The organism is Clostridium senegalense JC122 (assembly GCF_000285575.1).
In the GTDB taxonomy this organism is placed as follows: Bacteria; Bacillota; Clostridia; order Clostridiales; family Clostridiaceae; genus Clostridium_J; species Clostridium_J senegalense.
Genome location: NZ_HE611055.1, coordinates 206300 through 221896, shown reverse-complemented (window position 1 = coordinate 221896; position 15597 = coordinate 206300). Strand labels below are relative to the sequence as shown.

Below are 15597 nucleotides of genomic sequence, written 5' to 3'. Positions count from 1 at the left end.
ACAATTAAATATCAGTTCAAATGCTACGCATACCTTTTTTCAAAAGGCTTTTTGTCGTGAGCTTTTTTTCCATATTTTTAATCAAAATATAAAAAGTTATCCACAATTTTTAATTTTCAATTTTGCAATCATCTAAATTTTAATATTATGTATGATTAAGTATATGAAAGTTTAGGAGAATAAATAACTACAACTATTAAAAGATATACCGTATTTGCCTTTAAAAGTTATTTATTTTATAATCAGAATATATTGTTGAAATGCAGGAAAATAGAGGAGAATAATCGATGTGTAAAATTGGAATTGTATATGACGAAAATATAAATCAAATATCAAATGTAGCATTTATTGATGACATTGCAAATATCCTTAGAGATTCGAAAGATAAGGAAGATGGTTATTTGCCAGAGGAATATAAGAATGTAATTATTCCTATGCTTGTTATTACAAGATTAGACATGGTACTTATGAAAACAAAATCAAAAGTATTAAAAAGAAAAAACAGTTAAATGATAATAAAATAACTGATATTGAAACAAAAAATAAAGCACTTTTAGGTGCATCAGGAAAGAAGTTTTATAATATAAGTGAATTTACATTAGAAAAATTAATTACAAGTGATAAAGAGAATTTATCAAAGAATTTTCATGAATATTTAAAGGGGTTTTCTTATAATATTATTACTCTTTTAAAAGCGTTTAAGTTTGATGATGAGATTGATAAAATGAAAAGATGTAGAGTACTTAATACAGTATTAAATAAGTTTTATGAAAATAGAGATAAGTTTGACCCTTTAAAAACTGGTGATATGGAAGTTGGAAATATGTTTGAAATGGTTATAAGAAAGTATTTTGCAACATCATCAAATGGACAATTTTTTACTCCAAGAGAGATAATAGGACTTATGATGAATATAATGCTTAATAGTACAGATATAAGTGATGACTTATTTAAAGATGGTGCGGTTGTAAATGTACTAGATATGGCATGTGGTACGGGTGGAATGCTTTCTATAGCACAAGAAACATTAAATAAAGTTAATAATAAGATAACAGTTAATTTATTTGGTCAAGAAGTTGACCCTAAATTATACTCTGTTTGTCTTTCGGATATTTTATTAAAAGGTCAAGATGTAGATAATATTAAATGTGCTAATACTCTTTATGAAGATGCATTTCCAAAGGATGAGATGGATTTTATTTTAGCAAATCCGCCATTTGGTACTTCTTGGAGACCGAGTGGTTCAAAAAAAGATAACAAAGCAGATAACTTGAAAGAACAATATTTAAGGATTAAAGAAGAAGAATCAAAGGGAGAAAAAGGAAAGTATGAAGCAGGAATAGCTTCAGATGGAACTGATTGTCAAATAATGTTTATACAGCATGCTCTGTATAAATTAAAAGAGAGTGGTAAGGCATGTATTATTTCTAATAATAAACCACTGATGGCTGGAGAAGTTGGAAGTGGTGAAAGTGATATTCGTAAATGGATTCTTGACAAGGATTATATTGAAGCTATTATCAAATTGCCAGGACAGATGTTTTACAATACAGGTATAAATATATATTTAAATATATTTAATAAAGGTAAGGCTGTTGAGAGAAAAAATAAAATTTTACTCATTGATGCATCTGATGAAGATGGAAAGTTTGAATTTCATTCAATAGCAAAACGTTCTATAGGTGATAAGAGAAATGAATTGACTAAAAAGCATATTGAAAAAATTATTAAATTGTATACAAACTTTAAGGCAAGTAAGTTTTCAAAAGTCATTTCAAGAGATGATTTTATAAATATGAAATTTACAACAAAGCAAGCAATGCAGTGTGATTTTTCAATTAATAGTGAACGTTTAGAAAGTTTTAAAAATGGAAAGTTATATAATATTTTATCACATGGGACAAAGCTAACAGAAGAACAAATTAATATCTTATTAAGACAAGATGAATTTAATGAGAATGAGAAGAGTAATATAGAGAAACATAATATAGGTATTGATATATTCAAAAAAATATATAATGCTTTAGTTAAAAACAAATCAGATAAAGTGTACATAGATATTGAAGATTTTATTGAATTTATTAAGGCAAGTTTAGGTTATAAACAAGTTGAAGTTCAAGATGGAGAAAAAAAAGATAAGAAAGGTAATTACAAAAAGAAGAAGATATGGGTATTATCTGAATGTGGTGATATTACATTAAATGGGATAAAATCAAGCTTTTTAAAGAAGTCTTTTAATGATTTATTTAAAATTATTGCTTTTGATTTGGCACAACATAATGAGGAAGCTGACATTATTACTGATAAAGACGGAAATATTCTATTTGATGATGAATCAAAGGATACAGAAACTATTCAGGTTTCATCAGATTTATCTCTTAATATAACTTGTAAATTAGAGAAATCAGAAAATGAGGAAAGTGAAAATATAAAATTGACTGCTAAGAAAAAAAATCTTTTATATGGTTCTGAGTGGGAGAAAGAGGTTCTTGAAAGTTATCTAGAAAAAGAGGTTCTTCCATATGCTAAGAATACTCATGTGATTGATAAGGTAATGTATGGTGCTAAATATGATTTTGATAAACAGTTTTATGTATATAAACCATTAGTTAAATCTAATGAACTTTTAAAAAAGTACCAAGAAATTGAAAAAAGCATCAGCAGTGATTTAAATGAATTATTAGAAGGGATAAAGTAAAAATGATTACTAATATTGAATGGCTACCAACTATCCCTGATGGATGGAAAATTCGTAAAGTCAAGAATATATATAAATATCAAGCGGGAGGAACACCAGATACATCAAACTTTGAATATTATGATGGAGATATTAATTGGATTACTATTTCAGATATGCAAGATAAGTTTATAGATAAAACAAAGTCTACAATATCAGAATTAGGGAGGGAAATGGCTAATATAAAATTATCTCCAGCAGGTAGTTTATTATTTAGTTTTAAACTTTCAATTGGAAAGGTTGCATTCTGCTTGAATGATACATATACAAATGAAGCTATTATTACATTGAGTAAATGCAATTGTACAGAAAATTTAAATTTCCTTTATTATGCATTACCTATTTATGTAGTTAGAAATGCAAAGAAAAATATGTATGGTGCATATTTGCTTAATAAAAGTTTGATAATGAATGCTAAGGTTGTATTGCCATCCCAAAATGAACAAAAATTAATTGCAGATTTTCTTGATAAGAAAGTCTATCAAGTTGATAAAGTTATTAATGGTTTAAAGGAAGAAATAAAAGTTTTAGAATTGGCTAAGAAATCATTGATTACTGAATGTATAACAAAAGGCTTGAATTATAATATAGAAATGAAAAATAGTGAGGTAGATTGGATTGGTGAAGTACCAAAATTGTGGACTATAACTAAGATAAAATATGTAACTAAAATTCAACGTGGTGCATTTGGACATAGGCCAAGAAATGACCCAAGATATTACGATGGAAAATATCCTTTTATTCAAACTGGAGATGTTGCTGGTGCAGGGAAATATATAACTAATTATTCTCAAACGTTAAATGATTTTGGTAAAGAGGTTAGTAGAAAGTTCCCAAAAGGAACTCTTACTATGACAATAGCAGCTAATATTGGTGATGTATCTATTTTGGGATTTGATTCGTATTTTCCAGACAGTGTGGTAGGTTTTATACCTAAGGAAAAAGTGAATGCAGAATATCTGTATTATATTTTTTCAGCAATGAAGGATATTTTTATAAGTAGTGCAATTGAAAATACACAATTAAATTTAAATATTGAGAGAATAAAAGATATATATATACCTATTACTTATTGTGAGAAAGAGCAACAACAAATTGTAGACTATCTTGATAAAAAGTGTACAGCTATTGATAATGTCATTGAAGCAAAGAAAATGGAAATTTTAAATCTTAACCGATATAAGAAATCATTTGTCTTTGAGTATGTTACGGGGATTAAAAGAGTTAAGGGGGAGTAGATAAATGCCAATTAAAGTAGAAGAAGGAATTTTTCATCCTGCATTTGCTAATGGACTTATTACAAATGGATATAAAGGGGTAAATTTGAAACATAAATTTTCGAAGGGTATGCAAAATGAATTTGATGAATCAGAAAATGAGTGGTTCATGGAAATATATGATAAAGAAAATTGCATTAATCCAGAGATTGTTATTAGATTTATAAAAAGAACTCAACAAGATAAATATGATAAATTGGTATCAAGTTGTGGAAGCGATACAAATATAATTATTATAAAATCACTTGTTAAAGAAATTGAAGAAAAGAGTGTATTGGATGTATTGAAAAATGGATTTAAAATAAGAGGTTTACCTTTTAATATTTTATTTGAGATATTTGCGAAAAAACCAACTGACTATTCTGTTGGAATACAAGAAAAAAAAGATTATGAAATGAATGAATTTTGGTGTGTTCACGAATTAAAATATTGTGAACTGAAGCCATTAGATAGGATTGATTTTGTAATTTTTCTTAATGGATTACCATTATTTGATTTTGAATTAAAAGACATGTTGGCTGGAAGTCAATATACGTATATTGATGCGATTAATCAATATGAACAAAGGGTTAGGGATACAACAGTAAATAATAAAATTCATAAGTACTGGTCAAATAAGACAGGTCCATTGGTTCATTTTGCAATAGATAATGAAAATATATATATTTCTACAGAATTGAAAGAGAAAAATTCTTTATTTATGCCATTTAACATGGGACAAGGTGAGGGTAAAAGCAAGAGAAGTGGAAATCCAATGTCTAAAAGTGGATACAATATAGAATACTTATATAAGCATTTTGAAGCAAATGATATTATAGAAAATGATTATATAGATAATTTGCTTTCAAAAGATAATGTATCAGATATTGTTAATAATTTTATATATTATGAAGGTGATAAATTAATATTTCCCAGATATCATCAATTAAATGTTGTGCTGCGGGTGGAAGATGATTTAAAAAAAACTGTTAGAGACTGTGGGGTTAAAAGTAAAAACTATCTTATTCAACACTCTGCAGGAAGTGGTAAAACTAAATCAATTACATGGTTGGCATATAAAAGTCAGGCGTTAAAACAACATGATGGAACTAATCTATTTGGAGCAATAATAATACTTACAGATAGAAATATAGTTATTGGACAATTAGGAGATTCTATTTGGTCTAATGATAAAAGAGAAGATGGAATGATTGAGAGGATAGAAATGTATAATAATAAATCTGATTCTTTAAGAAATGCCTTGAAATCAGGGAAAAGAATCATAACATGTACTATTCAATCATTCCTTAACCTAAGCAATAAACAAAATTTTGATAACAATAAAAGATACCTTATAATTATTGATGAATCCCATTCTTCAACAAATGGTGAAGATATAAAGGCTGTAAAAAAATCGTTAAGTTTAGATGGAAATGGAGACAATATTTCTTTTGTAGGATTTACAGCTACTCCAAAAGAATCTACGTTAACTTCTTTTGGTATATATAAAGGGAAAATTAAAGATAATCATGGAAGATATAAGGATGAATATATACCTTTTGATGTATATTCAATGCGTCAAGCCATTGAGGAGAAGTTTATTCTTGATGTATTTGATGCTTATAAAACAATTGATACTCTCTGTAGATTAGTACTTATATCAGATGATAGAGAAGTTGAAAGAAATGCTGCTCAAACAGTATTAAATAATATTGTTGATAATAAATCTGTATATCTTGAGAATAAAGTGGATTTCATTATAGAAGATTTTTATATGAATTTTTATAATTGTCTGAATGGTGAGGAAAAAATAATGATTCTTACTAATTCAAAATCTGATGCTGTAAGGTATTACAAAACCATCAATGAAAAATTAAGAAAAAGTATGCATAAAGAAATGCATAATATAGGGGTGCTGATTTCGTATTCTGGTACAGATGATTATGGAAAAGAAGAAAATTACTACAATAATATACCTAAGGGGCAAGATATACCTAAGTATATAGATGAAAATAAAAATATAAGAATACTTATATTAGTTGATAAATATCAGACGGGGTATGATCAACCTAAATTGGTAGCAATGTATATTGATAAAGATTTAGAGTCTAGAGTACAAATTGTACAAACACTATCGCGATTGAATAGGCCTTATTATATTGATGGTAAAATAAAACCTATTTCTATTGTTGATTTTAGAAATGATTTTGTAAAGATAAAAGATGCATTTCAAATTTATTATGAAACTACATATTTAGAAAGAAAGGTTATTTCTGTTGATGACCTAAATGAGATAAAATTTAAGTTATATAAAAATAAAATTTTGAATTCACAGATGGTGAAAGATGTTGTTAATAATAAATATGATGAGATAGCGAAAATAGGAAAAGGCATTAGAGAATTAAAAAAATCTAATAATACTGTTGATAGAGATAAGGGTAATGAGTATGTTTCAGATATTTATTCTTATATAAGATTATATAAGATGTTAATGGAAGATAAAATTCAAAAAGATAAAATTGTAAATAATAATTATCAATTAGAGTATTGCTGTCTTAATAGACTAAAATATTATGTTAGTTCTTTAGTAAGGCCAAAGATTAATAGAAGACAAATAGAAGAGGAAATTGAATCAGAGGTTGGTACATTTATTACAGTACAATCGGTTGATGGACACGATGAACAGAAAAATATAGAAAGTGGAGGACATCTAAATCAAGGATTTTTAGAAAAGAAAATAACTAATGAAGTAAATGAAAAAGAAAAACTATCAAAGTTAATTAAAGAATTTAATGGTGATGATGATTCTGTTTCAAGGTTGGTAGAAATATTATCTCATAAACCGATTTTAAGAAGTTGTGCAAATAATAAGAGCAATTCAGAAAATGATTTTAATAGGACATTTGAAGATATATTTACACAGTCTATTGAAAACTTATTGAACGAAGATAAAATTGTGTTTAAACAATATATTATTTGTATTAATAATTGGCAACAACTATCTGAGTTGACATATAAGAGAATATTGAACACGAAGGTATAACAGGGAGCCTTGAATAAGGCTCTTTTTATTATTGTTTTAACATGTTGATGGCGTGATAATGCCCGAAACTAAAAACAGCCCGCTATGCGGGTGAGATTAAGTTCTTAAGAAAAAAGCATCATACTTTTGTTATAATAGTGATTGTTCAAGCCACTATTATAATAGAAAGGAATGATGCTCCATGGCACAAAGTTTAGCACATATAAAGTGAATGTGCAAGTATCATATAGTATTCACACCAAAATACAGAAGAAAGATAATATATTATAAGTTAAGAGAAGATATAAAGGAAATAATAAAAGATTTATGTAAATGGAAGGGCATAGAAATATTAGAAGGACACATGATGCCAGATCATATACATATCTTAGTATCAATTCCACCAAAGATAAGTGTATCAAGTTTTATGGGATATCTTAAAGGGAAAAGTGCAATGATGATATTTGATAGACATTCAAATTTAAAATATAAATTTGGAAATAGGCACTTTGGGGCAGATGGATATTATGTGAGTACTGTAGGTTTAAATGAAAAAACAATAGCAAAATATATAAGAGAACAAGAAAAATATGATCAAATAATGGATAAGATTACAACAAAAGAATTAGAAAACCCTTTTAAGGGTATAGTTAAGTAATCAGTCCACAATGGCTTGAATGAAATAAGCTAACACCATTTAGGTGTTGGAAGTAATACGCCCTTATAGGGCTTGAGCAAGTCACCCGTTTTACGGGTGGTTATGACTTGTCAGTAAACGTATGTGAGAGGATTGGTTAAATATTATTAATAATAACGTTTTAAATATAGTATTTACTTTTGATATATTATATTTTGGGGTATACTACTAAATGTGATAAAATTGTATAAAAAATATTAATCAGTATTTAAAATTAACAAATGTGATGACTTTGTTAAATAAAAATAGCCAAATAAAAATATCTAAAATTATTATTTTAGATTAATCCAAGGAAACATTGTATATATCTATGTTTTCGATGTATGGACAGTTGATTAAGTTGTTATACTATGATGTTGAATAAAAATAGTTTATTATACATTAAGTAAATTAAAATCTATTCAATTCATTTAAATATACAGTGATAAAATATAATGTTAAAGAAAGATATGGTGGGGGTATGAAATTTGTATAAAATATTGATAGTAGAGGATGATGTGATCTTAAACAATGGAATTAGTTTTAATTTTAAAATGGATGGATTTGAAGTATTTTCAGCTTTTACATTAGAAGAAACTAAGATTATTTTATATAAAGAAGATATTGATATTATTATATTAGATGTTAACTTACCAGATGGAAGTGGATTTGAATTTTGTAAGGAGATAAGAAAAACTTATTCTAATCCAATTATATTTTTAACAGCTTGTGATATGGAATTAGATGTTATAACAGGACTAAAAATTGGTGGTGATGATTATATTACAAAACCCTTTAGTTTAAATATATTAAGGGAAAGAGTTTTAGCAGTTTTAAGAAGATATGGCAAAAGTAAAAGTATTATTTTAGATATATTAAAAAGTGGTGAATTTGAATTTGACTTTGATAATATGACTATATATAAAAATGGAGAAACAATAGATTTGCCACCAACAGAATATAAAATTTTAAAAAAATTAGTAACATCAAAAGGTGAGATTTTAACAAGACAAACATTATTAGAATCCATATGGGAAGATGATAGGTATATAGAAGAACATGCATTAACAGTAAATATTAATAGACTTAGAAGAAAAATAGAAGATAATCCATCAAACCCCAAATATATTAAAACTATTTATGGTGTAGGATATTGTTGGGGTGGTGAAGTGAATTGAAAAGTGTAAAATTACTCTTATTAGATAATTTATACAAAGTATTTATTATGATTATTTTAATTATAAGTAGTATTTTTCTTTTATGTACTAAATATAAATTAAAAAATGTTGTAGATGTAAATATAGATTTAAATGAATTATTAAATTATATTTTTATTATGAATAGTATATTTATATTTACTATTTTCATACTTATCACTGGATTTGTATATTTATTAAGGAATAAGGTTTTAAACTTTTCTAATAGAATGAGTGACATTATTGATAAAATTATATGTAATGAGGGAAATATTGTATTTGATACAGATAAGGAAACTTTACTTTCAAAACTTGAAAATAAATTAAAACAACTTGTTGATATAATAGAAACTGATAGAAAAAAATATTTTATGGAAAAAGATAGTATCAAATCTTTAATTTCAGATATTTCACATCAAATAAAAACTCCAATAGCTAATATATGTATGTACAATGATACATTAATTGAAAGAGAATTAGATGAAAATAATGAAAAACTATTTTTAAGTAATATGAGAAATCAAGTTTCAAAGCTCCAATGGTTAGTACAAGCCTTAATTAAAATGTCTAGACTTGAAAGTAATATAATTACGCTTAATAATAAAAATACTTTTTTAATGGATACGATAGCAAGTTCTTTAAAAGAAATTTATTTAAAGGCAGAAAATAAAAATATAAAACTTACAGTTAGCTGTCCACAAAAGCTCAAGTTATGCCATGATAGAAAATGGACCAGCGAAGCAATATTTAATGTTATTGAAAATGCAGTTAAATATACTGAAAATGGAGGGGAAATTCAGATTAAGGTAGATGAGTGGCAACTATTTACCAAAATAGATATTACAGATACAGGTATTGGTATAGAAAATAAAGATATAAATAATATATTTAAAAGATTTTATAGAGGTAGAGAAGTAACTGAATTTGAAGGTGTAGGAATTGGATTATATTTAGCAAATGAAATAATAACAAAACAAGGTGGATATATTAAAGTAATTTCTAAAAAAGGTAAGGGTAGTACTTTCTCAATATTTTTAAAGAATTAAAAGTAGCAACATTTTTATTATGCTGCTTTTTTTTGTATAGACATTCAAAACAAATCACAGATTTATTAACTTAAAAAAGTAACAATATTAAAATTGAAAATTAAAAAGTGTATAAATATGAATATCACTAAACTGTTACTTTTAGACTTTAGAATATCTCAATTTTGTGAGGTCTGTAGCAATATAGTAGTGATATTATGATGCTAACAGGTATTTGAGAGGAGATAAAAGATATGGGTATATTAAAAGTAGAAAATTTAAAAAAGTATTATGGTAAAGATGAAAATTTAGTTAAGGCCTTAGATGGTGTTAGCTTAGAGATAGATAAGGGGGAGTTTGTTGCCATAGTAGGAACATCAGGCTCTGGAAAGAGTACATTATTGCATTTAATAGGGGGATTAGATAGGGCCAGTAAAGGTAAAGTTGTTATTGATAATAAAGAAATATTTTCAATGAATGATGATGAACTTACAATTTTTAGACGTAGAAATATAGGGTTTATATTTCAAAATTATAACCTTGTTCCAATTTTAAATGTATATGAAAATATAGTATTACCAATAGAACTTGATGGAGAAAAAGTTGATTCTAAATATGTTGATGAAATAATAGAAACTTTAGGATTAACAGATAAAATTAATAGGCTCCCTAACAATCTTTCAGGTGGTCAACAACAAAGGGTAGCTATTGCTAGATCATTAGTAACTAAACCCTCTATTATACTAGCAGATGAACCAACAGGAAATTTAGACTCTAAAACAGAGCAAGAAGTACTAGGACTTTTGAAATTTACAAGCAATAAGTTTAATCAAACTATAATCATGATTACTCACAATGAACAAATAGCACAGATGGCAGATAGAATAATTAGAATTGAAGATGGAAAAATTGTTGTGAATAGGGGGTAGAAATTATGTTGCAAAATAATAATAGAAATTCTGTTAATAAATTGAGTAAAAAAAGCTTGAGAGCTAATAAAATGAGAAATGTATGCGCAATACTTGCAATAATATTAACTACCATATTAATAACAATTACTATATCAGGAGGTATAACATTTTATAAAACTAACAAAATTTATGATATAGTTTCTAATTATAATGTTAATTGTGATGGATATCTTAACATAAACCAAGAAAGTGAAAAAAAGTTAAATTCAGTAGATAATGTTGATAAGGTAGGAATTATTCAATTAGCTAGTGTTGAAGGGGTTAAAAATAAAGAATTATTAAATGAAAATATAGCTTTAGAGTCGGTGAAAAATAAAATTGCATTTGATATGATGGCTGTAGTTCCTATAGAAGGGTCTTACCCTAAAAAACCAGAGGAAGTTTTTGTTCCAACTTGGATATTAGAAGTTTTAGAGGTAGAGAAAAAAGTTGGAAAAAAAATAAATTTAGATGTTGAAATTAACGGTGAAGTTAAGACTATAGAGTGTGTTTTAAGTGGTTATTATGAGTCTTTAGTACCAAGGGGTTCAAATCAAACAAAAATTTTTGTGAGTAATGAATTTATAGAAAAGTATAATAGTGAGATAATAGATAAAAAAAATACTAAGGTAGCCTTTATTAATCTTAAAAATTTAAATGATGAATCTTCATTTAAGACAGCTAAAGATGAAATACAAAAGATAGGACAAAAAATAGGAGCGTTAAGTTATAAAGCAAACCCTAAATATGATAAAGAAGAAAATGGAATGTTTCAATCAGACAACATGGAACAAGTCATAGCTATAAGTGTTGGATTATTAATAGTTATGATTACTGGATATTTAATAATATATAATATTTTTCATATATCTGTAGCTAGAGATATTAGATTTTATGGTCTTTTAAAAACAATTGGAACTACATCAAAACAACTAAAAAAAATAATACTAAAACAGGCAATTAAACTTTCTATTATAGGTATACCAATAGGACTTATTTTAGGATATATTGTGTCAATAATTATTGTTCCTATGGCACTTAAATTTACTATATTTGGTAATATAACTGTGGTTTCCCATAGCTTAAGTATGTTTTTAATATCAACAATTTTTTCATTAATAACTGTTTTAATAAGTTGTAATAAGCCAGCAAGAATGGCAGGGAAAGTTTCACCGATTGAAGCAGTTAGATATGTAATTTCTGATAATAAATCAAAGAAAAAGGTTAAAAAAGGTGCCTATGGAGCTAAAATTTACAAGATGGCATGGAGTAATATTATAAAAAATAAGAAAAGAGTTATACTATCTATACTTTCAATTTCATTAAGTGCCTTAACTGTTATATTCACTGTAAATGCAACTATGGGGTTAGACCCTAAAAAGCATGCAGATGCTCAAATGGCATCAGATATTTCAATTGAAAATCTTGTATATAATGGTATTCAGTCAGGAAAAGGATATGAACCTATAACAGAAGAATTCATAGAGAAAATTAAAGAGTTGGATATGGTAGAAAGTGTAACGCCTTATTATAGTGGAATTTCGCCAGAAAAGGATGGAACAATAATTAGGTTTTGGAGTAAAATTAAAATTGATGAAAAATTTAAAAAAGAACTACAAAGTTATGGTGACCCTAGCAAAAAATATATAGGATTTAGTATTGATCCAATAGATAAAAATACAATATATGCAAGTGTTAGAGCTTTAAAGGCTGATATGATAGATAAAGAAGTAGAAAAATTAAAGATTATTGATGGAACTATAGATAAAAATGAATTTAAAAAAGGAAATTATATTATATATTATCCTACATCAGAAAAAGATAACTCTGTAAAAGCTGGAGATGCTTTACCTTTAACTTTTGAAGTAGTAGATGAAAATGGGAAGTTAAAAGAAGTTAAAAAAGATTTTAAAGTTATGGCTGTTGTTTCACGTCAAGATGGTGAATTTGCATCAAATAATCTAAAATTTTTAAATATAGAAGAAAATGCATTTAAAGAAATATTTACCAATTACAAAAATTATATAGATTGTCTTAATATTAAATTAAAAGATGGAACTGATTTAAAAAATGCAGACAAAGTTATATCAAAACTTATTATTGAATCTGGCAATAGTTCTTTAAAATTAAGCTCCAAAAACTTTTTTATAGAAGGACTAAAAAGTATTAAAGTAACATTTTTAGCAATTGGAGCTATTATTTCAGGAATTTTAGGTTTAATAGGTATTATAAATGTAATGAATACAGTTCTAACAGGTATTTTTTCAAGAAGAGTAGAATTTGCTATGCTTGAATCTATTGGTATGACAAAAAAGCAGCTTAAAAAGATGATATTATTTGAAGGTCTATATTATATAGTATTATCATCATTACTCATAATACCATTAGGAATTGCTGTGTCATATGTAGCACCAATGATGTTACCGATTTATGGAGGATTAAATATTTCTATATGTATAATATCGATTTTAGTAGCTATAATAATTATAGCCATATTAATAATGATAATTCCAATTATCGGATATAAATTAGTAAGTAGAGAAAGTATAGTAGAAAGACTTAACTTCGTAGAATAGAATAAAATTAATTTTAGAGGTGTAATATAGAAATAACGCCTCTAATTTTTATTGAAAATATTTCAATTTAAAAAATAGTGTTAAATTTAAGTTTTTAGGAAAGTATAGGGAAACAAGCTCGAATTTAAATTTATTCAATAACTTTAAAATATTTTCATACAAAATGTAGTGTTGAATTCTAAGCAATTCGGAGCATGTCTCACTATTTTAGGTATCCAAGTTTTGGAATGGAAAATTTTAAAAGTCAACTTGGAACCCTATATAAATTGAAAATTTCGTTAAAAACTTATATTATAAAGCATATAAAGTTTTACAAAGGAGTATCATTATGAAAAAAATATATTTATCACATCTTTTAGAGGATAAAGATATGGAGAAAGTTTTGAAAAATTATCCTATTGGTATAGAAATAATAGAGTTTGGCATTGGTCAATCATTAGACTGTAAAGAAGAAAGTTTGAAAAACTATAAGGAAAGATTAAATAAAATAATAAAAAAGCCATCACTTTCAGTACATGGACCTTTCTTAGATTTATGCCCTGCAAGCTTTGATAGTTTAATAAAAGATGCTACTATGAAAAGGTTTGAAAGTTCCTATTGGATGGCAAAAGAAATAGGTGCAGAACGTATAATTTTTCATACGTGCTTTAATAAAATGGTATACTTTAAGAGCTCTTGGGAATATAATTCTAAAATATTTTGGAAAGAATTTTTATCTAATAAAGATGATTCAATAAAAATACATATAGAAAATGAATATGATAGTGATTATGAGCATATTGCAAATCTTATAGATGGAGTAAATCATCCTGCATTTTCAGCATGTCTTGATATAGGTCATGCAAACTATTGTTCTAAAATACCATTAGAAGATTGGATAAAAGGGCTTGGGAAAAGAATTGGTCATGTACATTTACATAATAATTATGGAATAAAAGATAATCATAATGGAATTTTAAATGGGGACATTTCTATCTTAGATGTCCTAAACAAAATTAATGAAACGTCTAAAGATGCAACATGGACCTTAGAGGTTGGCAAATATGATGAAATAATTAGTTCGTTAGAATGGTTAAAAGAAAATAAATTTTTATAAAAACTTTATATATTTAAATTATATTATAAAAAATCCTCCTTTCGGTTATAAGTAGTTGGTTTTTATACCAATACTTAAAATACAAAGGAGGATTTTATATATAAATTACTATGCTTTATTACAAATATGGAGTAATAAAATAGTGTTGTATTAAAGCTAACATTAAATTAAAGATTAATATTAAAGAAATAATAATTATATGACGTTTTTTATGCATTACTACAATAGCTATATATTCTCTAATTAATGCATTTGGCAAGAAATAAAGTGCTGTTTTAGAACCAATTCCTTGGCTTTTTAAACCGGCCATTTTTGCATATAGAGCAGCACGAAATAAATGAAAATTATTTGTTGTAAATATACTATTGTATTTATTACTTAAATTATCCATTATGTTTTTTGAATATGTCATATTTTCAAAGGTAGTAGTTGATTTATCTTCTAAGATTGTATCTTCAAATGGAATACCTTTTTCAACTGCATATTTTTGCATAGCTAAGGATTCTGAAATTTTTTCATCATTTCCTTGTCCGCCAGAAAAAATAATTTTCGGAGGAGTTGTAACAATACTTTGCTTATTATAAAATTCAATTGCTCTATTAATGCGACTTGCCAATAGAGGTGGAACCTTATCTCCAATTAATCCACTACCTAAAACAATAATAAAATCTTGATTTAATTTTGGATGATTAAATTGATATAGAAATGATATCATCAAAAAATTAAAAACATCAAAGAAATAATATAATGAAATTATAATAAAACTACTTAAGAAAATATTTATTTCTTGAGAAAATAAATTTGTTGATAAAATAAAGGAGCCAATAAGGAATAATATTAATCCAATAGCTATAAATAAAGTTAATAAATTAGAAAAACGTTTCCCCTCACGATTTATAAGAATTTTAGTATTTATGAATAAGCCTACTATTAATGCATGAATACCAAATATAGGAATCAACAATAAGAAAAAATAAAAATAAGGGCTATAATAATTAAAAAACGATTTTGTGTTGAAAATGCAGCATATATAGATGTTATTATAGCTGAAAATAAAATATAT

At 26.1% G+C, this 15597-nt stretch carries 11 protein-coding genes; 10 read left to right on the top strand and 1 reads right to left on the bottom strand.

The annotated features are described in order from the left end of the window. Positions 1–287: 287 nt before the first annotated feature. The 10 genes from CSGHG_RS18415 (at position 288) to CSGHG_RS18370 (ending at position 14534) form a co-directional block, all read left to right on the top strand. Positions 288–509, top strand: coding sequence for a type I restriction-modification system subunit M N-terminal domain-containing protein (locus tag CSGHG_RS18415; protein WP_010299462.1), 222 nt, complete (start codon positions 288–290; stop codon positions 507–509). A gap of 215 nt (positions 510–724) precedes the next feature. Further along, positions 725–2698, top strand: coding sequence for an HsdM family class I SAM-dependent methyltransferase (locus CSGHG_RS18410; protein ID WP_010299461.1), 1974 nt, complete (start codon positions 725–727; stop codon positions 2696–2698). Positions 2699–2700: 2 nt separating this feature from the next. Then, entirely contained in the window at positions 2701–3975 is a 1275-nt protein-coding gene (locus tag CSGHG_RS21425; protein WP_010299460.1) for a restriction endonuclease subunit S, read from the top strand. A gap of 4 nt (positions 3976–3979) precedes the next feature. Continuing rightward, positions 3980–7036 carry a DEAD/DEAH box helicase family protein gene (locus tag CSGHG_RS18400; protein ID WP_010299457.1) on the top strand — a complete coding sequence of 1019 codons (3057 nt, stop codon included), beginning with the start codon at positions 3980–3982 and terminating at the stop codon, positions 7034–7036. 211 nt (positions 7037–7247) lie between these two features. Then, positions 7248–7673, top strand: a complete 426-nt coding sequence (tnpA, locus tag CSGHG_RS21420) for an IS200/IS605 family transposase (protein WP_235700178.1) — start codon at positions 7248–7250, stop codon at positions 7671–7673. Between the two features lie 506 nt (positions 7674–8179). After that, entirely contained in the window at positions 8180–8869 is a 690-nt protein-coding gene (locus tag CSGHG_RS18390; RefSeq protein WP_010299454.1) for a response regulator transcription factor, read from the top strand. Then, positions 8866–9933 carry a sensor histidine kinase gene (locus CSGHG_RS18385; RefSeq protein WP_010299452.1) on the top strand — a complete coding sequence of 356 codons (1068 nt, stop codon included), beginning with the start codon at positions 8866–8868 and terminating at the stop codon, positions 9931–9933. The genes CSGHG_RS18390 and CSGHG_RS18385 overlap by 4 nt, the downstream gene beginning before the upstream one ends. A gap of 233 nt (positions 9934–10166) precedes the next feature. After that, positions 10167–10841, top strand: coding sequence for an ABC transporter ATP-binding protein (locus tag CSGHG_RS18380; protein ID WP_010299449.1), 675 nt, complete (start codon positions 10167–10169; stop codon positions 10839–10841). A 5-nt stretch (positions 10842–10846) separates the two neighbouring features. Continuing rightward, entirely contained in the window at positions 10847–13438 is a 2592-nt protein-coding gene (locus CSGHG_RS18375; protein ID WP_010299445.1) for an ABC transporter permease, read from the top strand. A gap of 328 nt (positions 13439–13766) precedes the next feature. Then, positions 13767–14534 carry a sugar phosphate isomerase/epimerase family protein gene (locus CSGHG_RS18370; RefSeq protein WP_010299442.1) on the top strand — a complete coding sequence of 256 codons (768 nt, stop codon included), beginning with the start codon at positions 13767–13769 and terminating at the stop codon, positions 14532–14534. A gap of 118 nt (positions 14535–14652) precedes the next feature. Here CSGHG_RS18370 and CSGHG_RS24475 read toward each other — a convergent pair whose 3' ends face one another. Then, positions 14653–15249 carry a YdcF family protein gene (locus CSGHG_RS24475; protein ID WP_235700177.1) on the bottom strand — a complete coding sequence of 199 codons (597 nt, stop codon included), beginning with the start codon at positions 15247–15249 and terminating at the stop codon, positions 14653–14655. Positions 15250–15597 lie beyond the last annotated feature (348 nt).

Coding starts and splice junctions, on each gene's coding strand:
- CSGHG_RS18415 (WP_010299462.1), top strand. CDS start 288: ATGTGTAAAATTGGAATTGTATATGACGAAAATATAAATCAAATATCA.
- CSGHG_RS18400 (WP_010299457.1), top strand. CDS start 3,980: ATGCCAATTAAAGTAGAAGAAGGAATTTTTCATCCTGCATTTGCTAAT.
- CSGHG_RS18410 (WP_010299461.1), top strand. CDS start 725: ATGAAAAGATGTAGAGTACTTAATACAGTATTAAATAAGTTTTATGAA.
- CSGHG_RS21425 (WP_010299460.1), top strand. CDS start 2,701: ATGATTACTAATATTGAATGGCTACCAACTATCCCTGATGGATGGAAA.
- tnpA (WP_235700178.1), top strand. CDS start 7,248: ATGTGCAAGTATCATATAGTATTCACACCAAAATACAGAAGAAAGATA.
- CSGHG_RS18375 (WP_010299445.1), top strand. CDS start 10,847: ATGTTGCAAAATAATAATAGAAATTCTGTTAATAAATTGAGTAAAAAA.
- CSGHG_RS18380 (WP_010299449.1), top strand. CDS start 10,167: ATGGGTATATTAAAAGTAGAAAATTTAAAAAAGTATTATGGTAAAGAT.
- CSGHG_RS24475 (WP_235700177.1), bottom strand. CDS start 15,249: ATGATATCATTTCTATATCAATTTAATCATCCAAAATTAAATCAAGAT.
- CSGHG_RS18370 (WP_010299442.1), top strand. CDS start 13,767: ATGAAAAAAATATATTTATCACATCTTTTAGAGGATAAAGATATGGAG.